Raw genomic sequence first — 26,413 nt, 5'->3', positions numbered from 1 at the left:
TTGCATTGATTGCCTATCTCCATGGCGCGGGCTCCCATCGTCCGTTCCGTGGCAATTGAAGCGCGAATGAAGTCGTTCTTTTTAAAATCTGGTCGTTGGGAGGCGGTTGGCAATGGCCGGATTCGAATAGACCCACCGCATGTGGAAAATACGAACCAACAGGTTCATGCTCCCTGTCAATGCAAGACAAGGAAGGCTGAAGTTGTAGTGAATAAGGTTGGAATCTCAGAGGTAGGCGGGGTAGCGTCTCTGAACTCACGCGAAAAGAAAAAAATCCCTTCGGGAACAAGGTTTCAATCTATGAGAAAGTTGAATAAATTCAGTGTGCACGGAACTGCTATCGGGAGTGATAAAAATATTCAGCTGGATGAGGTTTCGATTCTTGCTGATCCACAAACGATTAGAGAACTTGGCGTTTTTCTCATTAATGCATCATATGAGATGTCAACGCATGGTCTTGAGCATATGCACCTTCAAGGTATCGCTGAAAACTTCGACTATGAAGCGAATGTGGATTTTATAGTCCTCAATAACAGCTTGGTTAAATCGTGACCGGCACACTGAACGTACCCCCGCTAATAGAACTTTCTGAGAGCCTGCGCCCACTGTTTCTCGCCGCAGGCTGGCCCACCCCTTGCACCGAACCAGTAGCGTGTTACGTCCCACCGGAACATCCTGCCGCTGCTCTACTTGAGCAGTTGGTCGGGGTGCAGGTGGGCATCTGCAGCGCAGGGGAGGAGTGTGCTACGAGCGATGTCGCCTTTGGTACATTTGAATATCTGCATGATAGCGAGGAGTTCCTTGAGTGGCAGCAACGCCTAAGCAGTACCTTGGTGAGCATTGCCGAAGTCCAACACGGCCATGGCGCGCTGTTGATGGACGAACAGGGTTGCTGCTACGTCTTGAGCCTCATTCACGACGGGCTTTGGATACAGGGACTGAACTTTATTCAAGCGATGGAAAACCTGATATTTGGCCGTAAGGGCGGTGAGCCGGTGCGACTCGCCACGCCAGGCGCGATACCGATCATTTGAGTTGCACTAGGTACCCAAGCTGACGAAGACGTTTGGATGGCTGAGTAACTTAGTCAAAGGAGTGACAACATGAAAGACGCAATCCGTTTGGGCGACTCCACCACGCACGGCGGCAAGGTGCTCGAAGCCTTCTCCCAGACCGACCTCAACGGCAAACCGATTGCCGGGGTTGGTCACAAGGTCAGTTGCCCGTTGTGCAAAGGTGTGTTCCCGATTGCCGAGGGCAGTAGCACCTACACGGTCGATGGCACGCCTATCGCTCTGGACGGCATGAAAACCGCCTGTGGCGCCGCACTGATTGCCAGTGGCCCCAAAGGGGCGGTTGTCAGTTGAACACGCGGGGCGTGAGGGGGCGGACGATGGCTATTTTGAGACGCGTTTGGAGTGGGACGAAAACATTCGTCTGACCTACGTCACCGACGCGCTTGGCAACGAGACCTGGCACTACTACGACATCCTTGGCTACACCTACCGAATTCGCTACGCGGATGAGCGTTCTGAATGGCTGTTTCGCGATGGCGCGAAGAACATTGTTCGTCACGTCCGAACAGATGGGAGTGTCGCGCGCTTTGGTTATGACGAGCGCGGAAACATGCTTGAGCATATTCGACCTGATGGAAGCGTTACGCATTTTGCTTACGATGATCAGGACTTGCTGATCAAGATCAGTGATGCTGAGGGAGGGCAATGGCAACGCGCGCATGACGATCAAGGTAATCTGGTTGAAGCGCTCGATCCGCTTGGCAACAAAACCGAATACGCATACAACAAGTCCGGCCAACTCACGGCGATCAAGGACGCCAACGGCAATGAAAAGACGTTGGACTACAACGATGCCGGCCAACTGGTGGAGTACGTCGATTGTTCGGGCAAAACCAGTGCTTGGGAGTACGACAAACGGGGGCAGATGATCTGCTTCACCGACGCCGCTGGGAACGCCACCGAGTACGAATACAAAGCTGGGCAACTGGCGCTGATCAAGCACCCAGATACGACCGAGGAACACTTTGAGCGCGACGCTGAAGGTCGGTTGTTGGCCCATGTCGACGGTCTGGATCGCTGCACCACTTGGAGCTATACCGCTGCAGGTCTTATTGCCGAGCGTGTGGATGCGGCCGAGCAGACGCTACGTTATCGCTGGGATCGGCTGGGCCGATTGCAGGCTATGGAAAACGAGAATGGCCAACGCGCGCACTTCCACTATGACCCGGCCGGTCGCCTGCTCGAGGAAACCGGCTTTGACGGTCAGTTTACGAGCTATCAGTACGATCCTGATACTGGACGTCTGGCCCATTCTGTCGCCGGTGGCCGCACGATCTCGTTGAACTACGATTCAATGGGGCGGTTGGTTGAGCGCCGTGCCACCTTGGGCGACCAGTCACAAAGCGAGACCTTCGCCTATGACGGCAACGGCAATCTGGTCATGGCCAACAATGCTGACAGCCGCCTGCAATGGTTTCATGACCTGGCCGGCAACCTGCTGCGCGAACACCAACATTACCTCAGCCTGGAAAAACCTACGGTCGCAGTCTGGCAGCATGAATACGATGTGCTTAACCAGCGTGTCGCCACGGTGCGCCCAGACGGCCATCGTGTCAGTTGGCTCACCTACGGCAGTGGTCACTTGCTGGGCATGCGTCTGGACGAGCATGAACTGATCGGCTTCGAACGTGACGATTTGCACCGCGAAGTTTCCCGTCATCAAGGCAATCATCTGATGCAAACCCAAAGCTGGGATCCGGCTGGACGCTTGCAGGAGCAGTTATTAGGGCGCAGCGATGACAAATCGACACTGGTGAAGCGCGAGTACAAATACGATGCTGCCGGCCAACTGACCGACATCAACGACAGCCATCGCGGCCCCCTCGCGTATCGCTACGATCCCGTCGGCCGACTGCTCAGCGCGGTGACACGTCAAGGGGTGGAAACCTTCGCCTTCGACCCGGCGGGCAACCTGCTCGACGACAAAGCAACAGAAGTTCGCCGCCCGCTGGAGCTTGCACCACCGCGCAGCAAACTGGTCGATAACCTGCTCCGTGAGTATGCCGGCACTCACTACGACTATGACGAACGCGGTAATCAGATCCAGCGCTGGCACAACGGCCAACGCAGTGATCTGCGTTGGGATTTGTTTGATCGACTGGTGTATTTCGAAGATCCACACCTCGCGGTCGATTACGCATACGACGCGCTGGGGCGACGCCTGCACAAAAACTCTCGCGCTCACTACAAACAGCGCCCGGAAGCCGGCTCCCTGTGGAACCGCAACGAACACGCACGCAAGCAGCGCGAGCTAGGCTGCGGCTTCACGCTCTACGGTTGGGATGGCGACAACTTTGCGTGGGAAAGTAGTCCCGCGCAGGCCGATGGAGAGCCAGGGCGCACTGTTCACTACATCTTCGAACCAGGCACCTTCGTTCCTGTGGCACAGGCTGTGCGTCACGCGCCCATTAATCTGATGAGACAGCCGGATTACAGCGATGAGTACAATATTGATAATGACCCACTGTGGAGTCACAAGGTCATAGCACTACCATTTGATGCGTTGGCCTGGTACCAGTGCGATCACCTAGGCACTCCACAGGAGCTGACCGATCAACATGGCAATATGGCCTGGGCGGCTCAATACAAGGCGTGGGGGCAGGTAACGGAGCAGCGTTCGGAGTGGGCGCGGCAGCATGGCATTGTGAACCCGATCAGGTTCCAGGGGCAGTATCATGATCATGAGACGGGGCTGCACTACAATCGCTATCGGTACTATGATCCGCAGGTCGGTCGGTTTGTAAGCAGGGATCCGATTAGTTTCGGCGGTGGGACGAACTTTTACCAGTATGCGTCCAACCCAGTCATATGGACGGATCCACTAGGCCTCGCTGCGGATGGGCAGTTAGGTACTTACGGTAGTATGAATGGCGGCAGCAACGTAGGTGATCAGTTGGAGGTTCACGAGCTCGTCAGGCATGAATCTCTGGTTCAGATGGGATGTGCGAATAAAAGACGTCGCAATAAAGCGAATCCGTCGATTGCCGTTGACCCCACAAGACATGATGCGATTCACTCCAACGAAACCGCTCTGGCGCGCACTCATCTAGGCCTAGGCGTTAATGAGTTTGATTTTGACCCAGCGACGGGTAAACCCTCTAAACGGCAAATGGACGTTTGGCAAGGAGCCATCCGTCAGTCCGGAATATCAGCTTCGCAGGCCAGACGTTTGCGCAAGCGCTCTGGTCAATATGTAAATTCGCTTAACTGCTGCTGTAATCAATAAATTAGCGGAGAGATGCAGATGTTTAATGAATTGGTTTTTACCCAAGAGTTGCCTACGAAAGCTGATGCATATACAGGCGGAGGGGTCTATCTGCCGAGTGATGTAGTTTGGCCTCAATCGACGGATGGACTGCCACTTACACATTTGATCTCTTTTCCTGGCGCATGGTTTTCAGATGCGCTAGTGGACGAAAATTATTGGATCTCGGTATTTATACCGTACCTGCCGGGAGATGTAGGACATTACAGAAAGCTAAGAGCTCTCAATGGAGTATCCGAAGCTGTTGTTATGGGATATATCCGTTCAAGCGAAGAGCGGAATGAAGCATCGAATAAAATACTGGATTGCGGAAGAGTGCTGCTTTTGTCAAGTCCGGACTCTGATGATGATGAAAATTTGGCGTCTAAACTTGATGGTATAGATGCTTGGTTGCAGGCACCCATATCATCAAGTATCGGACGCAGACGGGTGTCTATTTATGGTGGGGATTTAGATGTTTCTCTCCCCAATAACAAAGGCATACTTTCAGATGGTATGGGTTATCTTTTCCTGGATGATGAATTCTCAGGAAAAAAAGGAGCCGGGTGCGGTGGGTTTTTTCTCCAGCTAGGTTAGTCGAACGGTTTGAAAACCACCATGACGGCTAGCCTTCGCTGCGCCGCGAGTTTGCTTGACCTGGTCTAAGCAGGCTGATGAGGCGTGCGCTAGAGCGCTGAAATGTGTTGGCCGTAGAATGTGCTGCCAGCTATCGAATGGGTTAAATACTACTGGGGTGGCTGTTCGTTACAGATAGATATTGCAGCCATCCCGTAGGTCAAAGGAGTGACAACATGAAAGACGCCATTCGCTTGGGCGACTCTACCACTCACGGTGGCAAGGTCCTCGAAGCTTTCTCCCAGACTGACCTCAACGGCAAGCCGATTGCCGGGCTCGGTCACAAGGTTAGTTGCCCATTGTGTAAGGGGATTTTCCCGATTGCCGAGGGCAGCAGTACCTACACCGTCGATGGCACGCCGATCGCGCTCGATGGCATGAAAACCGCCTGCGGTGCTGCGCTGATTGCCAGTGGGCCTAAAGGGGCCGTGATTAGCTGAATCCATATTTTGTGCATCGATTGCCTTTATGCATGGCGCGGGCTCCTGTCGCCTGTTTGAGGATGCTTGAAGAATGAATGAAGTCGTTCTACTGCATTGCCTGAATATTAATACTAACCATCAAGTCGTGAGTTTTATATGCTGAGTATGAGTTGTACTTTTAACCGCCTGTGGGCCGCATGTGTTGTCGCAGGTGTATGTTTTTCTGGTACGAACGTAGCGCAAGCGCAGCCAGCAGACCTGTATAAACAATTGGATGCCGCCGTACTTCAATACGCCTATTCAAAGGAGCAAAAAGACCTTGATGCCGTAAATAAGTTGCTCAAGGGCGGTGCAAAACCTGACGCGCTTATTCTATGGCATGCAGCTTATTACAGGAGCCCCGTGCTGGTAGATCGGCTTCTCGAGTTTCCTGTCGATGTCAATCAACCAATCAGCGATAACGGTGAAACAATACTGTTATCCATATTGGGGCATATGGGGGATCCAGAAGACATGAAGGACTCAATGCCCATTGTGCAGAGCCTGATCAAAGCGGGTGCCGACACCAATGCGATTGCTCAAGGCGGAACCAATACGCCACTTATTGCAGCCGTGGGCATAGAAAATCCGTCGTCGGTCGAAGTGACAAAGTTGCTGCTGCAGGCTGGTGCCGACGCCCGGATGCTGACGCCTCAGGGGTTTTCTCCATTGATCGGCAAAGGTGCGAACAATCTGGAATTGATCAAGCTGTTGATCGCTGCTGGTACTGATCCCTATGGGGTCAGCAAGGTGGGTTCTACACCTTTGCATTACGTTTGCGAGCGTGCCTATGCACTGAACGATCAGCCGGATCCACAAGCTGCGCAGCGGATTGCGCTGCTGCACAAAGCTGGCACTTCCGTTGATGCCTTCGCACCTCAACAGCAGGCATGGCCTGTTGGCACTCCATTGCTGGAAAGTGCAATTCGTAGCAACCCGGATTGCACAAATGCTTTGCTGGCTGCCGGCGCCGATAAAGATGCACCGGCTTTCCCCCCGGAATATGTGGCACAAGACCCAAGTGTGAAAGGTCAGACTGTCCGTCAAAACATACTCAAATCAGTAAAAAATGTACCGGATTTGTATTCCGAATCCATTATCAAGTTGTTCCAGTAAAAAAAATTAAGCTAAACAGAGCTCAATGCTCTCTGAAATTTAAAGGAATAAATATGAAGATCGCTTCTTTGATTCTCGCCATGGCAGCAGTTTTTGGCATCTGCAATATCGCTCACGCGGATGGAAAAGATGCTGCCACTCTGAAAGGGATATACGACATTGGCCGCAATATGTCAGGCCTGGTCAAAAATTGTGTCGACAAAGGGTTCCTGAAAGCAGACAGCGTTGAGAGCGCCAACAAGATGGTTGTCTTTGTTGACAATATGCCTGGTGATTTTGACAAACATGACGGCGACAAGAACGAACAGTCTGGTCGTAAGGGCGAAGTGTTGGCTAACGGGGAATACAAGAACCTGGAAAGCAATCTGCCGCCGAACCTCACTCTCAAGCAATGGTGTGAGCAGGCTGATCAGGGCATGCGCGAAGGATTGAAGCGTGTCGGTCTGTAATCTCGGCTGATGTGATTCTACAGCTTGGAAGGACGCTCGCAGATCGCGAGCGTTTTTCATGTCATGGACTGTGCAGAGTGTCCCTGAAACTGCCTACGCGCATCACGCTAATAGTTCGGCAATCCATTGAGCCTGCTGCTTGACCTCTTGCACTTTCGCTTCGGGCAAAGCCTGCTGCGCACGTGCAAATTGAGTCAGCGTCTTTTGCTTCTGATGCAGCTTGCGTTGCCACTTGATCAGGAACGCCGGGCTGCGAGCCTGCATCTGTAGAGGGCCGAAGTAAAGCTCTTGATCGGTGTACGCCACTGTCTCGGCGCGTTCGGCAACGATGATTTCGTAGTCGAAGCGATTCTCGTGCAGCACTTCCTCGCTGAGGATGCGGTAGCCATTGTTCATCAGCCACTGGCGCAGTGGCTGCTCGCCGCCGTTGGGTTGCAGGATCAGGCGTTCCGCGCCGCTTAAGCGTGACTTGCCGCTCTCGAGAATATCGCGGATGGTTTCGCCACCCATGCCGCAGATAGTGATGGCGGTGATCCCGTCTTCCAGTCCGATCGCCGCCAGCCCATTGGCCAGGCGCACGGTGATGTGTTGCTGTAGATCGTTTTCGCGTACGGTGCGTTCGGCCGAGTGAAAGGGCGTCAACGCCACCTCACCGGCAACCGCCGCCTCAAGCACGCCTCGGCGCATCAGCGCCACCGGCAGATAGCCGTGATCCGAGCCAATATCGGCCAGCCGTGCGCCGGCGGGCACATGCGCGGCCACGCGCTCCAGGCGCGCGGACAATGTCTGTTCGTTCAACGGCAACCCCTGTTCAGCACAAACCTGCGGCGTCTATGGCCGCAAAAGGGGTGCGACTCTGGCGAGCAATGCGTTACGTGTCAAATTCCGGCGACAAGGTTCATGGCGTGCCCGCTCTGCGTTAGGCCGCACTGGCAATGGGTCAGGCGTCTAGATCGGCGCATCCGGCGTCGGAAAGTTGTAGGTGTCGATCATGCCTTCGCGGTAGTGCATTGCTGTGCAATGTTTGCCTGAGCCTGTGAGCCTTTGTGACGTTGCGCAGACAGACGCTCGCGGTGTTTACGGGTAATCTGCCGGTTCGCTGACTAAAACAAAACTAAAGTGGAGTCATTGATGCAACCGATCCGTCTCGGCCTGGTGGGCTACGGCAAAATTGCGCAGGATCAACACGTTCCTGCGATCAACGCCCATCCTGGATTCCAGCTGGTGGCAGTCGCCACACAAGGCAAGCCTTGCCCCGGTGTAGAAAATTTTCAGTCCTTGAGCGAGTTGCTCGAGAACGGCCCGCCGGTTGATGCGATTGCGTTCTGTACGCCGCCGCAAGGACGTTTTGCTCTAGTGCAACAAGCATTGGCTGCCGGCAAACATGTGCTGGTAGAGAAACCGCCCTGCGCCACGCTGGGTGAGGCGTTGGCGTTGGTGACTCTGGCCGAGCAACAAGGCGTCAGCGCGTTGTTTGCCTGGCATTCGCGCTACGCGCCCGGCATTGCCGCGGCCCGCGACTGGCTCGCGACGCGCACCCTGCAAAGCGTGCAGATCGACTGGAAGGAAGACGTGCGCAAGTGGCACCCCGGTCAGACCTGGATCTGGCAGCCGGGCGGCCTGGGCGTCTTCGATCCGGGCATCAATGCCTTGTCGATCGTGACTCACCTGCTGGCTCTGCCGTTGTTTGTCGAATCCGCCGAACTGCGCGTGCCGAGCAACTGCCAGTCGCCGATTGCCGCGTCCATCAAAATGTCTGATGCGTGCCACCTCGATGTGCGCGCCGAGTTCGATTTCGACCATGGTCATGATGAGCTCTGGAGCATCGAAGTTCGCTGCGCCGAAGGTGTGCTGCGCCTGGATAATGGTGGCGCGCTGTTGAGCATTGATGGTGTGCGCCACGCCGTATCGGAGGAGGGCGAGTACGCCGCGGTGTATCGGCATTTTCAACAGTTGATTGGCGACAAGGTCAGTGATCTGGATCTACAGCCGTTGCGGTTGGTGGCGGACAGTTTCTTTGTTGGAAGCCGCGTGGCGGTCGAGCCGTTCTACGACGCATGAACTGCACGCGACCCGTTGAAAGCCTGCCCTGAAAGCAGGCTTTTTTAGAAACGATCAAGCGAATAAGGCTCGATTGCCGGCCAATCGCGGATTCGACTTTCTATCGTCGGCAACGCCATCCGCACGATCATTTCCGCCGTCACCGCCGCCTGAGTCAGCCCCAGATGCTGATGCCCAAAGGCGAGCAACACCTTGCCCTCGCACACCTGATCAATCACTGGCAGCGAATCCGGCAATGACGGACGAAAGCCCATCCACGGCGTCGCCGCCGCAGCGCTCAGATCCTTGCGGAACACACCCTTGCTCAAATGGTGTAACTGCCACGCGCGCTCCATGCTCGGTGGCCGCTCCAGCCCGGCGAATTCGACAGTGCCCGCCAGCCGCAGGCCATCGGACATCGGCGTCATGATGAACTTGCGCTCCAGCGAGGTGACGGAGAAGGGCAGCCGGTTTTGTTCTTCGGGCAGCATCAAGTGATAACCGCGTTCGGTGTCCAACGGGACTTTCTTGCCGGTGAGTGCGGCGGTGAGTTTTGCCGAATGCGCACCGCAGGCGATCAGCACGCGGCTCGCGGTTAAACTGCCCGATCCGGTGATCAGCACAACACCGTGTTCTTGCACATACCCGCCTTGCACCTGTTGCTTCAAAAAGCTGACACCGCTGGCCTTGGCCGCTTCGACCAACTCGCACACTACCCGATACGGATCAATGAAATGCCCGGTGCGCGGGAAGAACAGGCCGCCCTGAATCTGCGTGCTGAGTAGCGGCGCAGCTTCTTGTATCGCGCCGGCCTGCCAGAAATCGACGGGCACTTGCTGCTCCCGCAAGCGCGCCTGAAGCGCATCGATCGGCTGTCGCGACTCGGGGCGTTCGAACACCAGCAGTGAACCGTCGACCTTGAGCAGTTCCGGTCGGTCGATGTCAGTCAGCAGGCGATGCCACGCATCAAGACTGCTCTCATTGAGTGCCCGCAGCCCCGCGACCGTTCTCTGGAAGGGCTCCGCGCGCAGATTCAGCAGCAACCGCGTGAACCAGGGCAGGGCGCGGGGCAGGTATTTCCAGTCCAGGCGCAACGGGCCCATCGGGTCCATCAACATCGCTGGCAAACGCTTGAGAATCGACACATCGGCAATCGGGAACACCTGCTCGGTTGCCAGGTGCCCGGCGTTACCGAACGATGCGCCGTGACCGGGCGCCTGCTGGTCGACAACGACGACTCGCAAACCCTGGCGCGCCAGACGCAGCGCGCAGGCGACGCCGATAATCCCGGCGCCGACTACAGCGATGTCGTACGCCACGTTATTCGTCATTGCTTTGTGCTTCCCTTTGTCCATTGAGCAGACGCCGCAACTGCAGCGCATTGGCCTGCTTCAGTGCCGTGGGCAACAGGCTGTCGGGGAAGTCCTGATAACAGAGCGGGCGCAGAAACCGCAGGATCGCCGCCGTGCCAACCGATGTCGTGCGTGAATCCGAGGTGGCCGGGAAAGGCCCACCGTGAACCATGGCGTCACTGACTTCAACGCCGGTCGGCCAGCCGTTGACCAGCAGGCGCCCTGCCTTGCGTTCCAGCGTCGGTAACAAGGCCCGAGCCTGATCCAGATCCTCGTCTTCAAGGTGCAGCGTCGCGGTCAGTTGACCTTCCAGATGTTCGATGACCTGGCGGATTTCCATGCAACTGGCGCATTGCACGATCACCGAAGCGGCACCAAACGCTTCGGCTTGCAGTTGGTGATCGGCGAGAAAGTCGACGGCCTCTGTGACGAATACATGGGCCTGACACTGGTTCGGGCCGGTACCGACCTGGCCGATGGCAGCAATATCTGTTCCAGGGTTCTCGGCCAGTGCATTCACGGCAGACTCATACGCGTTGAAGACCCCAGGTGTGAGCATCGTCTGTGCCGGACTGCGCTGAATCCGTTCGGCGGTGGCTGCAATAAAGGTGTCCAGCGCAGGCTCCTTAAGGGCGATCACCAGTCCCGGGTTGGTACACAATTGCCCGGCACCCAGCGTCAGCGACGCGACAAACCCTTCGGCCAGCGCTTGCCCGCGATTGCGCAACGCCTCCGGGAACAGCAACACCGGGTTGATCGAACTCATTTCCGCGTACACCGGAATGGGTTCCGGACGCGCTTGCGCCGCTTGGATCAACGCCAGGCCACCGCTGCGCGAACCCGTGAAACCAACGGCTTTGATCCGTGGGTCGCTGACCAGCGCTATACCCACTTCGCGGCCAGCCCCGTACAACAACGAAAATACCCCTTCGGGTAATCCGCAGGCTTTCACCGCTCGCGCCACGGCACGACCGACCAGTTCACTGGTGCCAGGATGCGCACCGTGAGCCTTGACGATCACCGGGCAACCAGCGGCGAACGCCGACGCCGTATCACCGCCAGCAACCGAAAAGGCCAAGGGGAAATTGCTCGCGCCAAATACTGCCACCGGTCCCAACGGCACCTGACGTTGACGCAGATCCGGACGCGGCAGCGGCTGGCGCTGCGGCTGTGCGGTATCAACGCGTACATCCAGCCATTCTCCGGCCCGTACAGTGCGAGCGAACATCCGCAGTTGCTGACAGGTGCGGCCTCGCTCACTCATTAAACGCGGGCGCGGCAGGCCGGTTTCGGCCATGGCGCGATCAATCAATTCATCGCCGAGGGCTTCGATTTCCAGGGCAATGCTATCCAGAAAATCGGCGCGGGCATCCAGCGTTGTCTCGCGATAAAGGTCCAGTGCGGTCCAGGCCAGCGCACAGGCCTGTTCAACATGCTCGGCCGAGCCACCTGCATACGACGGTTCCAGCACGGCGTTGGTGGCCGGATTGATCCCTCGAATGGCTTCGCGATTGCCTGCGACTGTTTCTTGTCCGATCAACATATGGCCCGTCAGAGTCATGGGGTATTCCTGGTGGAAAAAGGGTGTCTGCCGTGAATTACACAGGTTCACGGCAGGTAGAAACGCATGCGTCAGGCGAAGCGCTGTTCCGCCGACCAGTTTTCGTACCACTGACGGAACAGCGAATACTGGTTCTGCGCATAGCGACGCTGGGCGTCACTCAGCACATCGGTTTCGTTGAAGTGCAGGGTGTATTCCTTGTCGCCGTTGAGCACCATCAGGTGTTTGTAATACAGCACCAGATCACAGCCCTCGTCGAAGGAGGACAACACCGCCAGTGCCGACTCCAGCTCCCGTGCCTGACGCCGCGCCTTGGCGTCACCCTTGGCCGCTTGCTTGCTCAGCGCCACCAGTTGCAACACTTCACGGGGCAGGGCATTGCCGATACCAGTGATTGCCCCCGTCGCGTTGCAGTTGACGAAACCGTGGACCACTTGCGTGTCGACACCGACCATGAGGGTCACGTCGTCATCCTTGGAGGTAATGTTTTCGGCGGCGTAGCGCAAATCGGCGGCACCGCCGAATTCCTTGAAGCCGATCAGGTTTGGATACTCGCGGCGCAGTTCGAAGAACAGATCGGCGCGGGTGGCGAAGCCGTAATAAGGGCTGTTGTAGATCACCGCCGGCAGCCCGGGAGCGGCTTGGAGAATCGCGGCGAAGTGGGCTTTCTGCGCAGTGGCCGAAGCACCGCGGGACAGCACGCGAGGAATCACCATCAAACCTTGAGCGCCGACTTTTGCCGCGTGGGCCGCATGGGCAATCGCTTCGCGAGTATTGACCGCACCGGTGCCGACAATCGTCGGGATGCCTGCCGCGACCAGCCGCGCCACCCCCTCCTGACGCTCAGCCTCGGTCAGCAGCGGCCAGTCGCCCATGGAGCCGCAATACACCACCGCGCTCATGCCGATGTCGATCAGTTCACGACCCTTGGCCACCAACGCATCGAAGTCCGGTTTGCGCTGGGCGGTGCACGGGGTCATCAGGGCCGGCATGCAGCCGGTGAAGATGTTGTCGCTCATTGTTTTATCTCCTTGGCACATCGTTCAAATTGAGGTGAAAAATCAGCGCGAGGCTCAGATGCCCCACGCAAATGGGTCTTTTTCATCGATCAGCAGCGTGCTGTCGGCGGTCATCCAGGCGCGGCCGGTGATGTAAGGGCGAACGCGCTCGCCTTCCCATTCGAAGCGACCTTCGAACTGGCTGCCGGTGATGCTCGCTTGCACCCAGCGTTCGCCCGGTTGCAGTTTGTCGTCGGCGGCCAGGCAGGCGAGTTTGGCGCTGGTGCCGGTGCCGCACGGTGAGCGGTCGTAGGCTTTGCCGGGGCACATGACGAAGTTGCGGCTGTCGGCGTGGGTGTCGTCAGCAAACAGTTCGATGTGGTCGATGACCGCGCCGTTTTCGCCGTATATACCTTGGTCTTCAAGGGCCTTGAGCATCGCCCAGGTATACGCCGTGAGGTGCTCGACGTTGTCCATGGTCAGCGTTTGGCCGTGCTCGGAGACGAGGAAAAACCAGTTGCCGCCATAAGCGATATCGCCAGACACGCGGCCATATCCAGGCACTTGCACCGACACTTGTTTGCGATAACGCCAGGACGGCACGTTGCCCAGGGTCACGCTGCTGTCTTCGTGCAATGTCGCGCTGACCAGCCCGACCGGTGTGTCAATCTTGTGCACACCCGGGGCGATCTGCCCCAAGTGCTGCAACGAATTGATCAGGCCGATGGTGCCGTGGCCGCACATGCCCAGGTAGCCGGCGTTGTTGAAGAAAATCACCCCACAGGTGGCGTCCGCCGACACCGGCTCGCAATACAGGGCACCCACCAGCACGTCGTTGCCCCGGGGTTCCAGCAGGCAGGCACGCCGCCACTGGTCATGCTGATTACGCAGAGCATCTCTTTTCTCGGCCATGGTGGTGCCGGGCAGGTCGGGGAAGCCTTTCATCACCAGACGTGTGGGTTCTCCGCCGGTATGGGAATCGATGACGTGTACTCGTTTCATGGACGTGTCCCGTTGAGTGATTTCAGTAGGCGCCGGCAGGCTGCGCATTCACGCGAGTTGCGGTGGAGACGATTTCACTGTCTTCATCGTCGTCCTCAAGGCGCAGCAGATGCGCCGGCACGCCGGTCGCAGCCCCCCAGTAATAAATGCCGGTTGCAAAAGCGGCCACGACGAGGGTGTCGAAAGGGTGGGCGAGGATGCCCAGACCGCCGAATGTGCCGAGTTTCGAGAGCACAATGGTCACGGCGTAGAACGCGATCAGCCACGCGCTAGAGCGCACCTGGCGTGCCAGATTCAGGTGAGCGGTTGGCACGAATCGGCCACACAACAAGTACACCACGAACATCAGAATTTGCAGGCCAAGCAGCCACGACACCGTGCTCCAGCCCGACCAGTAGACGATCAGCGCGGCGATGATGAACGACACCGGCCCCAACACGCCCATGCACTTGACCCGGAACGGACGCGGCATGTTCGGCGCGTTGCGGCGCAGTGCAGCCACTGACACGGGGGCCACGGCGTAGCTCAACACCAGGGCGGCGGATACCACGTTGATCAACGCTTCCCAAGACGGAAACGGCAGGGTCCAGAACACCGACAGCGCGAAGGTCAGCCACAGCGCTGGACGCGGGATGCCGGACTTCTCATCGATTCGAGTGAACACCTTGAAGAACGTGCCGGTTTGCGCCCAGCCGTAGATCACTCGCGGGGTTGCGTTCATGTAGATGTTGCCGCAGCCGCTGGGTGAGATCACAGCGTCGGCAACCACCAGATAAGCCAGCCAACCTACGCCTAATGCCAGGGCGATGTCACGGTACGGCAGGGCGAATTCCTTGCTCACGCCGGCCCAACCGTTGGCGAGCAGGTCGGTCGGAATGCCACCGAGAAAGGCCATTTGCAACAGCACATAGATCAGGGTCGACAGCAGCACAGAAAGAATCAGTGCAATCGGAATGGTCCGTTGTGGATTTTTCACTTCACTGGCCACCGAAATGATCGGCGTCAGCCCCAGATAAGCGAAAATGATCCCGCCCGCCGACACGGCCATCTCCACACCCGACAGGCCGAACGGCGCAAAACCCTGCACCTGAAAGTTTTCCGGTTTGAAGAACGTGAACAGCACACCGATGACCAGCAGCGGCACGATGAATTTGAAGATGCTCACCAGGTTGTTGGCCTTGGCGAAGGTCTTCACGCTGCGGTAATTGAGCAGGAAAAATACGCACAGCAGGCCAAACTGCACCAGCCAGCCAAGGAAGGTCGGATCACCGCTGCCGGTTTTGCTCAGACCGGGAAACCATGCCGCCGCGTATTGGCGCGAAGCAACCACCTCGATTGCCACCAGACTGGAAAACGCGATCAGAGTGATGAACCCCATCAGGTAGCCGAGCAGCGGTCCGTGCGAGTACACCGGATAACGCACCACGCCCCCGGCACGGGGTAACGCCGCGCCCAGTTCGCAGTAGACGATGCCCAGCAACAACACCGCGAAGCCGCCCAGCAGCCAGGAGAAAATCCCCGCTGGCCCGGCGATCGCGGACACATGGCTGGCTGCGAACAACCAGCCCGAACCGAAAATCGCACCGAGCCCGATAAATGTGAGGTCGATCAGTGAAAGCTGTTTTTTGAACTTGCCTTGGCCTGACATGGCATCGCCTTCTTGTGAGTTATTGGATAGGCAGTTGTGGTGTCACTGGGGCCAGACTTTGAACTCATCGCGTTGGCTGCGATTGATGTTTTGCGCGGGGATCAATGACGAAATCAGCACAATGGCGCAGATGAAATGCGGGCCTCGACACGATTTGAACGATGCTGCAATCTGCACGCAAATGCCGTATGGCGGGCACTTGGCCCACTCACGAACAGGGCAGAGAGATTTGATGCGTAACGCGTTTTCGATCCTGAATCCGGGCGGTGACGGCAACCGTCCACAAACCCTTGAAGAGCTATTGGCCGGCGCGACGCTACTGTTGCCAATGCTAGACGTGATCCCCAATGCGGCGATTTTCATCAAGGATGTGCAGGCCCGTTACGTGCTGGCCAACCGCACACTGGTGCAGCGTTGTGGCTTGAAGGATCTGCGCCCGCTGCTCGGCAAAACCAGCGCGCAAGTGTTCCCGGCGCAGCTAGGGCCAGGTTACACAGAGCAGGATCGCAAAGTGCTGGAGGAGGGGTTTGTGCTTGAGGATCAGCTCGAACTGCACCTGTACGGCAGCCGCGAACCGGGCTGGTGCCTGACCCACAAGCAACCGCTGTACAGCCGTGACGGCGAGATCATCGGCTTGGCAGGCATTTCGGTGGACCTGCAATCGGCCAGCGAAACCCATCCGGCGTTCCAGCGACTGGCGGCTGTCGACGAACACATTCGCAGGCATTTCAATCGGCGTGTCACGCTGGGCGAACTGACCCGTATCGCTGGCATTTCAGTCGCGCAACTGGAGCGCTACTGCAAACGGGTTTTCCATCTGACGCCCCGACAGATGATTCAGAAAGTTCGGCTGGAACATGCCCATCGCCTGCTCCATACCGACCTGCCAATCACCGATGTTGCGCTGCAGTGCGGATACACCGATCACAGCGCATTCACCCGCCAGTTCAAGGCATCGACGGGGTTTACGCCGAGGCAATATCGCCAGACGACCGGGCATTAGACCAACATCGTCAACCACGCCGAGAGCAGCAGCGAAAACGCCAGCAGCGCGTTCATACGCTTGAACGCCTGAGCTGAACCGAACAGCCGCGCACTGCTTGCACCCAGCAACACCCAAAACGTCATGCACGGCAACGACACCAACAAAAACAGCAGTGACAACACCAGCAGCCGTCCGTAGGCATGCAACTCACTCTCCAGCCAGTGTGGATCGTAGGCATGTCCCTGAAAATGGGCGCGGATCGATTCAATCCCGGTATCGACATCCTGGGACAACTCGATCCAGTTGCGTTTCTCCACGGAAGGCTCCAGAGGTCAGGGTTCAACTGATAACGGTGTGGTTCGCTAAAATACCCGCAATGCCTGCAGGCGTTTAGACGATTTGTGCAGAGGCTCAGAGGCCGAAACGCTGGTGGCTGAAGTGGTCGCCAACTACCTGCGCGACTTCGACCCCAAATCCGAGTGCTGCTGGATCGCGGAAAAGGACGGCGGGGTCATCGGTTCGGTGTTCATCGTTCGCGAAGACGAAACCACCGCACGATTGCGCATGCTCTACATCGACGCCAGCGCACGGGGCCTGGGCATCGGCGCTCGACTGGTCGAAGAGTGTCTGCGGTTTGCGCGGCAGATCGGTTACAAGAACATCACCTTGTGGACGACGAGCAACCTGACGGCGGCGCGCAAGATTTATCAGAAGGCCGGTGGCAGTCAACGTCCTTTTCCAGAAGGTTCACAGGTGCACTGTTCAGACACGACGATGTACTTTCACCGCCCGCATAATCTGTTGCTGCAGCGAGCTATCGCTGCTTGTATCCTTGCCCACGCGAAGCAGGCCATCGCTATGGCCTATAGTGGCTGGAACGCAAAAAAATGGACTTTCCATAAGGTAGTGACGTGAAGCGTGATACCCACCTGGTGGTGCTGTTGCTGTTAGTGATTGGCTGTTCTCTGGCGTCGCTGACGGTCTGGAAAGTATTAGCTTCTCGAGAGCGTGCACTGAAAGAAGTGGACGTCCATGGGTTGAACCTCACGCAGGCGCTTGCCACCTATTCCGAAGGCATTGTCCGGCAAAGCTCGGTGCTCTTGCTCGGGCTCGTCGAGCGCCTGGAAACGGAGGGCAGCGGCCCGGCACAGATCGAACGGCTCAGCGCCTTGATCAGCCGGCAGGAGCCCCTGATGCCACAGCTCAGTGGCATCACGGTCTACGATAATCAGGGCCGCTGGTTGATGTCCTCCAACGGGCCGATTCCCTTCGGGGCGAACAGCCGTGATCGGGTCTATTTCATTCATCACCGCGACGATCCATCCCCAGAAACCTTCATCGGCCCGCCCATCCAGAGCCGCTCTAATCAAGAGTGGGTGATCACCGTCAGCCGGCGCTTCAATGATGCGCATGGAGCATTTGCCGGCGTGGTGGCGGTCACCTTGGGCATTGAAAACTTCCTTCGACTGTTTGGAACGATCGATGTGGGGCAGGACGGTGCCATCGGATTGTCCTATACCGATGGTACGTTGCTGGTTCGTTATCCCTTCCGCGAGCAGGACATGGGGCGCAACTTTTCCAAGTCGCCCATCTATGCCAAGTATCTCGTTGATCGTTCAGTCGGCACGGCCTCGTTTACTTCCAGTCTGGACGGTGTGGAGCGGCTCTACGCCTTCCGCAAGAGTGACCGGCTGCCGCTGATCACGACCATTGCGCTTGGCAAACACGAAGCGCTCGCCGCCTGGCGAACGGAGGCGTTGCTGTCAGGGGTGGTAGTGACGGGGCTGCTGGGGCTAAACGGTCTGATCGGTTGGTTTTTGATCGTGGATATCCGAAGGCGAACCACGGCGGAAGACCAGTTGCGCGAGACTCAACAGCAGTTGCTCTCATCGAATCGTCAGCTTGAGTTGCTCGCAATGAAGGACGCCCTGACCGGATTGGCAAATCGGCGCTGCTTTGATCAGAGTCTTGCCTTGGAAGCACGGCGCGCACAACGCGAGCGCACGACGCTGGCCTTGCTGATGATTGATATCGACTACTTCAAACTGTTCAACGATTCGTTCGGCCATGTCGCCGGCGATGTGTGCCTGCAGAGCGTCGGCAAAATTATCGAGGAGTGTGTCAGACGACCTTCGGATCTCGCGGCACGCTATGGCGGAGAAGAGATGGGCGTCATCATGCCCGACACCGACGTAGAAGGCGCAACGGTGGTTGCGCAACTTATTCTCGACCGCTTGGCATTGGAGAATATCCCGCACAACGCCAGCCCGTCTGGACGAGTCAGCGTGAGTATCGGGATTGCGACCGCCACTGGATCGCAACTGGATCACTGGCAAAGGGTGATCGAGGTGGCAGACAAGGCGCTCTATAGTGCCAAGGCGTCGGGGCGTAATCAGTGGCTGATCGGCGTTTGAAACCGGTCTTGCTGTTTATAGAGGCTTCGAGGCGTTTTTGTGCCGATTGTCTACCGGACACGCACGAGCGATATCAAACAAAAACCGACGTTTACGCCTGTCTGCGGAACGAAGAGCGATTCAGGCTAAAGAAACTCCGAATGACCATCCTCTTCAATAAAGCGGCCAGTAGCCACTAGACAGCTAATGCATAGCCTCGTACCTTCAGTCCAGCGCCCCACGAAGCCTTTTAACGCCTCATTTGCTGTTGTGAGGCAGTCAACCTGAAAACCGGATTTATACCCGGACATAGAGGTAGCCGGTTCGATGCAAGGGACACCCTCGCAAGACCCAACCAGACACGACGCTCGGCCAGAATTCTGGCAGCTTTCCATGCGTTGCTGTCAGTTGGCAGGCAGCGTGGATGTTGCCTTCTTTTTCATTTTCCTCATTCTTGGCTCTCCCATTCTGGCCTGGATAAACGTGGTCAGCGTGGCCATGTATGTCTACGCCTATCGCGCGTTCAAGCAGCGACGAAATCGGTTGGCCGTTCTACTCATTCGCATTGAAGTGCTTGTGCACGCCGGGCTGGGGACGGTCCTGGTTGGCTGGGGAAGTGGTTTTCACTATTTCTTGCTGATGTTTATTCCGGCCCTGTTCGTTAGCATGCGCGCCCGTAGCGCCTGGGTATACGCCGGTTGGTTGTGGGTTTACTACGTAAGCCTGGATGTACTGATGTGGTTCGTCAGTCCTCTGCAACCGATCTCCTCCAATGCCCTGTTGGGTGTGCATATTTTCAATCTGACAGTCGTGTTCTGCATGTTCAGTTATCTTGCGCTGTTCTATGTGGTCACGGTCACCCGTGCGCATAAAAGTCTTGCGCGTATGGCAACGACGGACTCATTGACCGGCCTGTTCAACCGTCGGCACATGATTGAGTTGGCCGAGAAAATTTTGGCACGGCACCATAGACGCCCCAGCAATCTCACCTTGATGTTGATGGACATAGATCACTTCAAGCAGGTCAATGATCTGTACGGTCACGATGCCGGTGATCGCGTACTCGAAGCAGTGAGTCAATTGTTCAAATGTTCAATGCGTGAGCAAGACTTTATCGGCCGCTGGGGGGGCGAAGAGTTTCTTGTCATATTGCCGGACACGGATTTTAGCCATGCCACTGATAGCGCGGAGCGCACACGCAAGGCGGTCCAGGCATTGGAGATTTACAGTAATGGCCAAAAGGTCAGCGTTACTCTGTCCATCGGCATCACTCAATACCGCGCTGAGGAGGCGCTCAGCGACGCCATTGCACGGGCCGATTACGCGCTCTATGAAGGCAAGTCAGCGGGACGCAACAGGGTAGAGGTTGCAGAGGCTTAGCTAACAAACTCGAACACTGTTTTGAGTGAGCGACGAACGATAGAAGCCGCTCTCCAGGTGCACAAACCGGCGGTTCCTGGCGTAGTCGTAGGTTACGGCGCTAGGTTTTGTAGCCTTGATGGCGTACGGGGAGAGTCTTTTCTAGCATCGGCGCCGTTAGTGTTGAGCGGGGGCTTTCAGGGTGGGCTCTGCTGCACAGTTCACGAGCGCTAGCGTCACTACAAACTTGCTCCCCTTTCCATCACCTTTGCTAAAGGGCGTTACAGTGCCACCGTGAACTTCGACTAACTCCCGTACCACCGTCAGGCCGATACCGAGGCCGGCCCCGTTGAAGCCGATGGCGTGAACGTCCTGAACAAAGGGTTCGAAGATAAAAGGCAGCGCCTTGGAAGAAATGCCAATCCCCGTATCGCAGATACAAAGTCGCATTAGATTATCTTCGGCCGTGACCGAGAGTGTGACGTTGCCACCGGCTGGTGTGTACTTGGCAGCATTGCCTAACAGGTTGCCGAGAATCTGAGAAAGCCGCACCGGATCGCCATCGACCATCAACGCGTATTCAGGCAACTGCGCGCTGAAATGCAATTCGTTAGCGAGCATGACCGGGCGACAGATTTCAATGGCCTCATGGATGGTCTGAATCATGTCGACACTGCAGCGATCAAGACGAAACTTCCCGGTACTAGCGCGATACGTCGAGTAAGTCTTCTACCAATCGAGACATATGCTGCACCTGACCTTCGATCAGCGCCTGCATTCGCGGCAACTCCTCACTCGGCACCCTCACCAATCGACCGGCGATCATACTGATGGGGGTCAGCGGATTACGCAGTTCATGCGCCACCAGCGTGAGGGTGTTGCGTTGCTGGGCCAGGCTTTGTTCGGCCGAGGCTTGCAGGTGTTGCGCGCTGAGGACGGCGAGCACCAACTGTTCGTTGGCTTCGCGCATTTCCAGATAGCGCTGCTGTTCTTCGGCGGTGTGCTGGGGTTTTTCCGCATCCGACTGTGCCGTAAGAATGGCCAGAACCAATTGTTGATTGGCCTCGATCAGTTGCTCGATTTGCCGACTATCGGCACGCTGGGTATTGGCTTCGCTCAGCTCTTTGTTCAGCGCCGCCAGCACTGCTCGTGCTTTGACGGTTTTCTGGCCGAGCAGGAACAGTTCGCGAGCCGCCGTGCCCAACGCTTGTTCGTTCTTGCCGTTGGCCTCGTTCATGATAGTTCGCTCATCCCTCGTCTTTGCCAAGACGCTGACGGGTTGGCCGGCCTCCAAGCAGGCCTTCCTGATCTGGCAGCTTGGCGCCGATGTGCAAGCCGTTATCGTCGATCTGATACTGGCGCAGTTCATCGGAGTGTGCACTGGCCCTGACCTTGACCACGGCCATGATGCGCAGCAAGCGACTCTCAACTTCAATGTAGCGCTGGACGATGATCGCGTCGGTGAGAAATGCCGTGCCGTAAGGGCTGAAACGCAGGTCGGTGTAGCGGTCTTCCAGTTCTGAAGTCAGCAACACGCTGACCCCGACGCTGGTCAGCGCAGTGACCATGCGCGAGAGCGATTCGCGAAAGTCCTCGCGGAAGGTCGGTGCGAGTGCCAGTTCGAAACCCGACAGCGAGTCGATGACCACGCGGGACGCCTTCAGTCGACTGATCTCACTCAACAACAAGTGCACGATTTCGTCGATGGACAGGTCCGGGGCGCGGCTGTCCACCAAGCCGACATGTCCATTGCGAACCAGGTCCACAAGAGTGGCGTTCTGGGAGTGATTGGGCCGTTGTTCGAACACCGCGATCACGCCGGTTTCGCCATTACGCGCGCCTTCAGCGAGGAAGGTCCCGGCCAGAATGCTTTTGCCCGAGCCCGATGGCCCGGCGACCAGCAACGAGTAACCACGGGGCAGGCCGCCACCTAACATCTCGTCGAGCGCCGGAACGCCCATTTTCAGGCGCTTGATCGGAAACTCCAGTGGCGCCTCAACCGGATTGAGTGCCGCAGGCGCGAAGACCTTGATCCCCGACGTTGCGATGCGAAACGTGTGCAAACCGGGCAATGTCGGTTGGCCGCGCATCTTCATGATTTCCATCTTGCGCACCATGGAGTTGCGCTGAACGCTTTGGCGCAGCCAGATAAGCCCATCGGCTACGGTAAAAATCGGGTTGGTGTCGGTTTCGGTGAAGTATTCGCCGATCAGGAAGGTGGTCGCCTGCCAGGTGGTCATCAACATGCCCAATTGCTGAACGAACTGCGGCAGGTTGTTGTTCGGGTTGTCCTGAGTCTGGCTGGCCAGCACTACGGAGCGAAACGAGTCGACGAACACCAGCGCCGGGGAGTGGGTCTCCACCTCGCTGACGATGCGCCGCAGCACTTCATCCAGATTGCCAGCCAGGGTGTCAGCGGCCAGGTTGACGTAACGAATCGAGTGGTTAATCGCCTCGTTGTCAAAAAAATCGAATTGCTGCTGATAACGCAGCATTTTCAGCGGCGGTTCGCCGAGCACCGTAAAGAACAGCGCCGGGCGTTCGGGGGTCGCCAGGGCAAACATCATCTGGTGCGCCAGTGTGGTCTTGCCGCATCCCGGCGGGCCGGCGATCAGGTTGAACGAAAACTCCGGCAAACCTCCGCCCAGCACCTCGTCCAGTCCTGGCACACCGGTGGCCAGGCGGTTGATAGTCACTTTGGTGCTCATGGCGAATTTTCCTGCGAGGGGGTGTCGCTCAAAGAAGGTTCCCACACGCCACGAAGCAATCGTGCGGTGAGCGAAGGCCCGATCAACGTGGTCAGCAGCGCGTAAAACGTCGTCAGCAACACTTCACCAAAAAACAGTGCATCGGCTTTCGTTTGCTCGACAAGTACGGCCTTGAGGGCTGTCAGGTCCATGGTCTGCACACTGTCGTAGGTGCCGGCCAGACGCGAATGGGTGGAGATACTCAGATGGAGGCTGCGACGATAAAGCGCAATTACCCCTTGCTGGCCGATAATGGGCGTGAGGGCAGCGTCCATATCCCGCAAGGTCAATGTGATCGTATGGGCGATCTGTGCAATGTCAGCGTTGGGACCAACGCGGCGCGTCAGAGAAGCTACGATCTGACGGCTCTCTTCGCTAAGCGTGGACATGGATAACTGATATCTGATGAATAGATTCTGATAGTCCACCCTAAAGCATACAGCCGACGCTCTATCGAAACGGCATTCCAATCCGGCGTGCAGGTACCGTGGCGCAAGGAGGGTGTTTGCAAGCCATCCGGCTACCAGCCTGCATGCAGGATTTGTAAGCCATGAGTGAAGCGCTTGATATTGAACGGCTGCGAATTATTCACGCGATTGTGCAATTTTCAACCGTTAAACGTCTCGCGCAGTGCATTGGAAACCAGCGTAAATGCCGGGGAGGGCTGGCGTCGGCTGGGGTAATACAAAGAGTAGCCCGCGAACGGGGTGCACCAGTCTTCCAGGACGCGCATGAGTCGGCCTTCCTGAAGATGGTGCTCAAATTGTTCCTCGGGCAGGTAGGCAATGCCAAGTCCCGCCCATGCTGCCTCTACGATGTGGATCGACGTATTGAACGTGAGCTGTCCATTTATGCGCATGTTCTCTGGTAGCTGCACGCAATCTGCATTCCCGACAGGAATGCAGCACATAAAATTAACGAATTTTTCTTGGTCGGGTTCAAGGCGTACCTTGCCCAAAAGACAAGGAGAATCGACCGTTGAACTCATCAGCACCCAACCCCGCCGAAAAATTCGACATTTCTCGCGCTAACGAATACGCCAGGCAAAGTCGAATCGCGCTGGCCGGCTACGACGCCTGCCACGATTTGGCAGCATGCGTGCTGGCAGCGAGTCTTGGCCATTCACCCTCGGCGAAAGTATTGGTCGTAGGCGCTGGCGGTACGGCGCAGGAAATCATTGCGATGGCTGCGCTGGAGCCGCACTGGCGTTTCATGGCGGTTGATCCTTCCGAACCAATGCTCGAAGCCGCGATGCAGCATTTGCAGGCCAACGATTTGCTGCACAGAACGCAAGTGCATCTCGGGCATGTCGATGACTTGCCGGCCGATCAGTTGTTCGACGCGGCGACGTTGATTGGCGTGCTTCATCATCTGAAGGGCGATGAGCCAAAGAGAGCAATCCTGCGATCAATTGAAGCTCGCTTGAAACCGGGCGCGCCACTGATCGTGGCGGGCAACTATTACGCCTACGCCAGCCAACCTCTATTACTGGCGGCATGGGGGCAGCGTTGGCGGCAGCAGGGCGCCAGCGCGGAGGAGGTGAGGGCCAAGCTTGGCAAGATTCTTCAGGGGGCAGACCCGCCGCATTCCGAGGCGGCGGTTCAGGCGCTGTTGCATGAGGCCGGCTTTGGCGAGGCTACGCGGTTTTTCAGCAGTCTGTTCTGGGGGGCTTGGTTGACGGGTAAAGCTGGATGAATACTGGGATGGGGTGGTAAGCGCCGTGGCGAGGGTGCCCATCTATTGAGATGCCAACTCTCGTCGGGCAAACTCTGGTTGCCTCATTGGCCGATAACAGGAGTTTACGGATGCCATTTCCACTGACGGAACATAATGCGTTACTGGCCCTGAGGGGCGTGGGGCCGGCCGTTATTGCTCGCCTTGAGCAGATGGGTATTGACTCGCTGGCGGCGCTCAGCAAAGCCAATGTTTGTGACATCGTCGCTCAGGCATCGGCAGCAACGGGATCGACTTGCTGGAAGAACAGCCCTCAAGCCCGGGCCGCCATTCAGGCGGCTATTGAACTTGCGCAGGGTACTCCGTCGAGCACACCTGATGCGTAAAGCTGATCGCTTGTTTCAATTGGTCAATCTGATTCGTGTCCATCAGCCAATCTCTGCTGAACGACTGGCTAGCCGAATCGGCGTTTCCGTTCGCTCAATCTATCGATACATCGACGACCTCTCCTTCAGTGGCATCCCCATCTACGGTACTGCTGGCGTGGGCTATGCCTTGGATGCCGATTTTGAGATGCCGCCTTTAACGTTGAACAAGCTCGAACTGGACGCACTGATACTCGGGATGGAAATGCTTTCAGCTTCCGCCGATGACGATCTAGGTGCTGCGGCAAGAATGCTGTTGAGCAAAATCTCCGCTTGCGTAGTCCAGCACAAGGTCGACCCCGGTTCGGCAAAAATCAGGGCACTAGGAACAACACCCGCTTTGACGCGTCGCCACCTGGCAATCCTTCGAAATGCCATCGAAAACACTCAGGCGCTGAGAATAATTTATACCCGACTGGATGGAGTGGTTTCGCAACGTCTTATTTCTCCCCTTGGCCTTTTTTACTGGGGAGGGAAATGGACGGTTGGAAGTTGGTGCAGTACCAAGGCGGCTTACCGCGATTTTCGGGTCGATCGCATCGCCTCCATCGCTATTGCCGAACAACCTACACCTGACAATCCGGCCCTTGATCTCCAGACGTATATGAAGCATCAGGCAAACCAGTGGAAAGCGATCAGCACGACTGACACTACGCTGTCAGTATGAGCTACTGATAATTGGGACCTCCTAACACACAGCAGGTCATCCCTATGCAGCATTCATCTCATGTACTCGAATTAGCCATTTTCAAGGTCAAACAGGAATGCGTTGCGCAAGTGCCTGTGCTACGCGAAGGGCTTCGTGAAACGTTAAAGACTTTCCCGGGTTTGATCGAATACCGTGCCTACTGCCCCATGAACGACGACCGAATCTTCGCGGACTTAGCCATGTGGGACAGTCTTGAAAACGCCCAGAAAGTGGCAAAGGCGTTCAGCGATGGAGATCCGAGATTCTCTGAATATATGCACGCGATTGAAAATCTTACGTTCATGAGTCATCTGGCCCCAGAGATGAGTTGACCTCACTGACTCTCAGAGCCGGCAAGCGACAACAATGCCTTTGCTGTCAGGCATCGTTGTCGTCACTTCCAGTGCAAGTGTTCTCAGATTAACTATTGCTGAGCTGCCCAGTGCTGCACCCACTATCGCCTTATGAGAAAAGTTCACGTAGCAGTACTCCTTTGGGGTGAGGTGTTACGCCAGGTTCTTTTGATCAGTAACGTCAGGTCATGTTGGTTGAAAGAGCT

At 56.9% G+C, this 26,413-nt stretch carries 25 protein-coding genes and 5 pseudogenes; 17 read left to right on the top strand and 13 right to left on the bottom strand.

The window, feature by feature from the left end; all coding sequences use genetic code 11:
* The first annotated feature begins 66 nt into the window (after positions 1-66).
* From AACY18_RS21835 to AACY18_RS21800, 8 genes and pseudogenes are all read left to right on the top strand, one after another.
* On the top strand, positions 67-552 hold the full coding sequence (locus tag AACY18_RS21835; RefSeq protein WP_339434294.1) for an Imm32 family immunity protein: 486 nt from the start codon (positions 67-69) through the stop codon (positions 550-552).
* Positions 549-1,034 carry an SUKH-3 domain-containing protein gene (locus AACY18_RS21830; RefSeq protein ID WP_339466081.1) on the top strand — a complete coding sequence of 162 codons (486 nt, stop codon included), beginning with the start codon at positions 549-551 and terminating at the stop codon, positions 1,032-1,034. Before AACY18_RS21835 ends, AACY18_RS21830 begins: the two co-directional genes overlap by 4 nt.
* 69 nt (positions 1,035-1,103) lie before the next feature.
* Complete coding sequence (locus tag AACY18_RS21825) at positions 1,104-1,367, top strand: PAAR domain-containing protein (protein WP_108225915.1); 264 nt, start codon at positions 1,104-1,106, stop codon at positions 1,365-1,367.
* Positions 1,368-1,377: 10 nt separating this feature from the next.
* A pseudogene (locus tag AACY18_RS21820) lies at positions 1,378-3,909 on the top strand (RHS repeat-associated core domain-containing protein); the annotation flags it as partial.
* Positions 3,910-4,320: 411 nt separating this feature from the next.
* Entirely contained in the window at positions 4,321-4,917 is a 597-nt protein-coding gene (locus AACY18_RS21815) for a hypothetical protein (protein ID WP_339466080.1), read from the top strand.
* A gap of 215 nt (positions 4,918-5,132) precedes the next feature.
* Positions 5,133-5,396 carry a PAAR domain-containing protein gene (locus AACY18_RS21810; RefSeq protein ID WP_339433997.1) on the top strand — a complete coding sequence of 88 codons (264 nt, stop codon included), beginning with the start codon at positions 5,133-5,135 and terminating at the stop codon, positions 5,394-5,396.
* Between the two features lie 138 nt (positions 5,397-5,534).
* Positions 5,535-6,533 carry an ankyrin repeat domain-containing protein gene (locus tag AACY18_RS21805; protein WP_339466079.1) on the top strand — a complete coding sequence of 333 codons (999 nt, stop codon included), beginning with the start codon at positions 5,535-5,537 and terminating at the stop codon, positions 6,531-6,533.
* 53 nt (positions 6,534-6,586) lie between these two features.
* Entirely contained in the window at positions 6,587-6,982 is a 396-nt protein-coding gene (locus AACY18_RS21800) for a hypothetical protein (protein ID WP_339466078.1), read from the top strand.
* A 102-nt stretch (positions 6,983-7,084) separates the two neighbouring features.
* Here the strand turns inward: AACY18_RS21800 and AACY18_RS21795 are convergent, their stop codons facing one another.
* Positions 7,085-7,780 (bottom strand): tRNA (adenine(22)-N(1))-methyltransferase, encoded by a 696-nt coding sequence (locus AACY18_RS21795; protein WP_339434000.1) that lies wholly within the window; start codon positions 7,778-7,780, stop codon positions 7,085-7,087.
* Between the two features lie 333 nt (positions 7,781-8,113).
* On the opposite strand from AACY18_RS21795, the gene AACY18_RS21790 reads away from it, so the two are divergent.
* Positions 8,114-9,043, top strand: a complete 930-nt coding sequence (locus AACY18_RS21790; RefSeq protein ID WP_339434001.1) for a Gfo/Idh/MocA family protein — start codon at positions 8,114-8,116, stop codon at positions 9,041-9,043.
* Positions 9,044-9,087: 44 nt separating this feature from the next.
* Here the strand turns inward: AACY18_RS21790 and AACY18_RS21785 are convergent, their stop codons facing one another.
* The 5 genes from AACY18_RS21785 to AACY18_RS21765 form a co-directional block, all read right to left on the bottom strand.
* Positions 9,088-10,353 carry an NAD(P)/FAD-dependent oxidoreductase gene (locus AACY18_RS21785; RefSeq protein WP_339466077.1) on the bottom strand — a complete coding sequence of 422 codons (1,266 nt, stop codon included), beginning with the start codon at positions 10,351-10,353 and terminating at the stop codon, positions 9,088-9,090.
* Positions 10,343-11,935 carry an aldehyde dehydrogenase (NADP(+)) gene (locus tag AACY18_RS21780; RefSeq protein ID WP_339434003.1) on the bottom strand — a complete coding sequence of 531 codons (1,593 nt, stop codon included), beginning with the start codon at positions 11,933-11,935 and terminating at the stop codon, positions 10,343-10,345. The genes AACY18_RS21785 and AACY18_RS21780 overlap by 11 nt, the downstream gene beginning before the upstream one ends.
* Positions 11,936-12,006: 71 nt before the next feature.
* On the bottom strand, positions 12,007-12,954 hold the full coding sequence (locus AACY18_RS21775) for a dihydrodipicolinate synthase family protein (protein WP_339466076.1): 948 nt from the start codon (positions 12,952-12,954) through the stop codon (positions 12,007-12,009).
* 54 nt (positions 12,955-13,008) lie between these two features.
* A complete protein-coding gene (locus tag AACY18_RS21770; RefSeq protein ID WP_339466075.1) occupies positions 13,009-13,935 on the bottom strand; it encodes a 4-hydroxyproline epimerase in 927 nt (308 codons plus the stop codon).
* A gap of 22 nt (positions 13,936-13,957) precedes the next feature.
* Entirely contained in the window at positions 13,958-15,583 is a 1,626-nt protein-coding gene (locus AACY18_RS21765) for an APC family permease (protein WP_339466074.1), read from the bottom strand.
* Between the two features lie 232 nt (positions 15,584-15,815).
* Here AACY18_RS21765 and AACY18_RS21760 point away from each other — a divergent pair, with 232 nt between their 5' ends.
* On the top strand, positions 15,816-16,586 hold the full coding sequence (locus AACY18_RS21760; protein ID WP_339466072.1) for an AraC family transcriptional regulator: 771 nt from the start codon (positions 15,816-15,818) through the stop codon (positions 16,584-16,586).
* Here the strand turns inward: AACY18_RS21760 and AACY18_RS21755 are convergent.
* Both AACY18_RS21755 and AACY18_RS21750 read right to left on the bottom strand, forming a co-directional pair.
* A pseudogene (locus AACY18_RS21755) lies at positions 16,583-16,759 on the bottom strand (LysE family translocator); the annotation flags it as partial. The gene AACY18_RS21760 and the pseudogene AACY18_RS21755 sit on opposite strands and share 4 nt — an antisense overlap.
* Positions 16,760-16,771: 12 nt before the next feature.
* Positions 16,772-16,885 (bottom strand): annotated as a pseudogene (locus AACY18_RS21750) (AraC family transcriptional regulator); the annotation flags it as partial.
* 94 nt (positions 16,886-16,979) lie between these two features.
* Here AACY18_RS21750 and AACY18_RS21745 point away from each other — a divergent pair.
* From AACY18_RS21745 to AACY18_RS21735, 3 genes and pseudogenes are all read left to right on the top strand, one after another.
* A pseudogene (locus tag AACY18_RS21745) lies at positions 16,980-17,288 on the top strand (GNAT family N-acetyltransferase); the annotation flags it as partial.
* A 191-nt stretch (positions 17,289-17,479) separates the two neighbouring features.
* Positions 17,480-18,982, top strand: a complete 1,503-nt coding sequence (locus AACY18_RS21740; RefSeq protein ID WP_339466070.1) for a sensor domain-containing diguanylate cyclase — start codon at positions 17,480-17,482, stop codon at positions 18,980-18,982.
* Between the two features lie 372 nt (positions 18,983-19,354).
* Positions 19,355-20,341, top strand: coding sequence for a GGDEF domain-containing protein (locus tag AACY18_RS21735; RefSeq protein WP_339434009.1), 987 nt, complete (start codon positions 19,355-19,357; stop codon positions 20,339-20,341).
* A gap of 156 nt (positions 20,342-20,497) precedes the next feature.
* Here the strand turns inward: AACY18_RS21735 and AACY18_RS21730 are convergent, their stop codons facing one another.
* From AACY18_RS21730 to AACY18_RS21710, 5 genes and pseudogenes are all read right to left on the bottom strand, one after another.
* Positions 20,498-20,986: a sensor histidine kinase gene (locus tag AACY18_RS21730; RefSeq protein WP_339466068.1), complete on the bottom strand. Its 489-nt coding sequence runs from the start codon at positions 20,984-20,986 to the stop codon at positions 20,498-20,500.
* A 37-nt stretch (positions 20,987-21,023) separates the two neighbouring features.
* Positions 21,024-21,557, bottom strand: a complete 534-nt coding sequence (locus AACY18_RS21725; protein ID WP_339466066.1) for a sensor histidine kinase — start codon at positions 21,555-21,557, stop codon at positions 21,024-21,026.
* A 10-nt stretch (positions 21,558-21,567) separates the two neighbouring features.
* Entirely contained in the window at positions 21,568-23,028 is a 1,461-nt protein-coding gene (locus AACY18_RS21720; RefSeq protein WP_339466064.1) for an ATPase domain-containing protein, read from the bottom strand.
* Positions 23,025-23,456 carry a hypothetical protein gene (locus AACY18_RS21715; protein ID WP_339466063.1) on the bottom strand — a complete coding sequence of 144 codons (432 nt, stop codon included), beginning with the start codon at positions 23,454-23,456 and terminating at the stop codon, positions 23,025-23,027. Before AACY18_RS21715 ends, AACY18_RS21720 begins: the two co-directional genes overlap by 4 nt.
* A 218-nt stretch (positions 23,457-23,674) precedes the next feature.
* A pseudogene (locus AACY18_RS21710) lies at positions 23,675-23,929 on the bottom strand (LysR substrate-binding domain-containing protein); the annotation flags it as partial.
* 116 nt (positions 23,930-24,045) lie between these two features.
* Between AACY18_RS21710 and AACY18_RS21705 the strand changes: the two are divergent.
* The 4 genes from AACY18_RS21705 to AACY18_RS21690 all read left to right on the top strand — a co-directional run bounded on the left by AACY18_RS21705 (position 24,046) and on the right by AACY18_RS21690 (position 26,186).
* Positions 24,046-24,762: a class I SAM-dependent methyltransferase gene (locus AACY18_RS21705; protein ID WP_339466061.1), complete on the top strand. Its 717-nt coding sequence runs from the start codon at positions 24,046-24,048 to the stop codon at positions 24,760-24,762.
* Positions 24,763-24,872: 110 nt separating this feature from the next.
* Complete coding sequence (locus AACY18_RS21700) at positions 24,873-25,127, top strand: helix-hairpin-helix domain-containing protein (RefSeq protein ID WP_339434012.1); 255 nt, start codon at positions 24,873-24,875, stop codon at positions 25,125-25,127.
* Positions 25,120-25,833: a helix-turn-helix transcriptional regulator gene (locus AACY18_RS21695; protein ID WP_339466059.1), complete on the top strand. Its 714-nt coding sequence runs from the start codon at positions 25,120-25,122 to the stop codon at positions 25,831-25,833. The genes AACY18_RS21700 and AACY18_RS21695 overlap by 8 nt, the downstream gene beginning before the upstream one ends.
* A gap of 44 nt (positions 25,834-25,877) precedes the next feature.
* The gene (locus AACY18_RS21690; protein ID WP_339466058.1) at positions 25,878-26,186 is read left to right on the top strand and encodes a hypothetical protein; all 309 of its coding nucleotides are present in this window, start codon (positions 25,878-25,880) and stop codon (positions 26,184-26,186) included.
* Positions 26,187-26,413: the final 227 nt, after the last annotated feature.

Source organism: Pseudomonas sp. EA_65y_Pfl2_P74, assembly GCF_963970575.1.
Taxonomy (GTDB): Bacteria; Pseudomonadota; Gammaproteobacteria; order Pseudomonadales; family Pseudomonadaceae; genus Aquipseudomonas; species Aquipseudomonas baetica_A.
This window is presented reverse-complemented; position numbering and strand designations above follow the sequence as displayed.

Coding starts and splice junctions, on each gene's coding strand:
- AACY18_RS21760 (WP_339466072.1), top strand. CDS start 15,816: ATGCGTAACGCGTTTTCGATCCTGAATCCGGGCGGTGACGGCAACCGT.
- AACY18_RS21715 (WP_339466063.1), bottom strand. CDS start 23,456: ATGTCCACGCTTAGCGAAGAGAGCCGTCAGATCGTAGCTTCTCTGACG.
- AACY18_RS21805 (WP_339466079.1), top strand. CDS start 5,535: ATGCTGAGTATGAGTTGTACTTTTAACCGCCTGTGGGCCGCATGTGTT.
- AACY18_RS21700 (WP_339434012.1), top strand. CDS start 24,873: ATGCCATTTCCACTGACGGAACATAATGCGTTACTGGCCCTGAGGGGC.
- AACY18_RS21815 (WP_339466080.1), top strand. CDS start 4,321: ATGTTTAATGAATTGGTTTTTACCCAAGAGTTGCCTACGAAAGCTGAT.
- AACY18_RS21735 (WP_339434009.1), top strand. CDS start 19,355: ATGCGTTGCTGTCAGTTGGCAGGCAGCGTGGATGTTGCCTTCTTTTTC.
- AACY18_RS21690 (WP_339466058.1), top strand. CDS start 25,878: ATGCAGCATTCATCTCATGTACTCGAATTAGCCATTTTCAAGGTCAAA.
- AACY18_RS21810 (WP_339433997.1), top strand. CDS start 5,133: ATGAAAGACGCCATTCGCTTGGGCGACTCTACCACTCACGGTGGCAAG.
- AACY18_RS21695 (WP_339466059.1), top strand. CDS start 25,120: ATGCGTAAAGCTGATCGCTTGTTTCAATTGGTCAATCTGATTCGTGTC.
- AACY18_RS21825 (WP_108225915.1), top strand. CDS start 1,104: ATGAAAGACGCAATCCGTTTGGGCGACTCCACCACGCACGGCGGCAAG.
- AACY18_RS21835 (WP_339434294.1), top strand. CDS start 67: ATGAAGTCGTTCTTTTTAAAATCTGGTCGTTGGGAGGCGGTTGGCAAT.
- AACY18_RS21775 (WP_339466076.1), bottom strand. CDS start 12,954: ATGAGCGACAACATCTTCACCGGCTGCATGCCGGCCCTGATGACCCCG.
- AACY18_RS21765 (WP_339466074.1), bottom strand. CDS start 15,583: ATGTCAGGCCAAGGCAAGTTCAAAAAACAGCTTTCACTGATCGACCTC.
- AACY18_RS21720 (WP_339466064.1), bottom strand. CDS start 23,028: ATGAGCACCAAAGTGACTATCAACCGCCTGGCCACCGGTGTGCCAGGA.
- AACY18_RS21770 (WP_339466075.1), bottom strand. CDS start 13,935: ATGAAACGAGTACACGTCATCGATTCCCATACCGGCGGAGAACCCACA.
- AACY18_RS21730 (WP_339466068.1), bottom strand. CDS start 20,986: ATGATTCAGACCATCCATGAGGCCATTGAAATCTGTCGCCCGGTCATG.
- AACY18_RS21785 (WP_339466077.1), bottom strand. CDS start 10,353: ATGACGAATAACGTGGCGTACGACATCGCTGTAGTCGGCGCCGGGATT.
- AACY18_RS21800 (WP_339466078.1), top strand. CDS start 6,587: ATGAAGATCGCTTCTTTGATTCTCGCCATGGCAGCAGTTTTTGGCATC.
- AACY18_RS21725 (WP_339466066.1), bottom strand. CDS start 21,557: ATGAACGAGGCCAACGGCAAGAACGAACAAGCGTTGGGCACGGCGGCT.
- AACY18_RS21790 (WP_339434001.1), top strand. CDS start 8,114: ATGCAACCGATCCGTCTCGGCCTGGTGGGCTACGGCAAAATTGCGCAG.
- AACY18_RS21780 (WP_339434003.1), bottom strand. CDS start 11,935: ATGACTCTGACGGGCCATATGTTGATCGGACAAGAAACAGTCGCAGGC.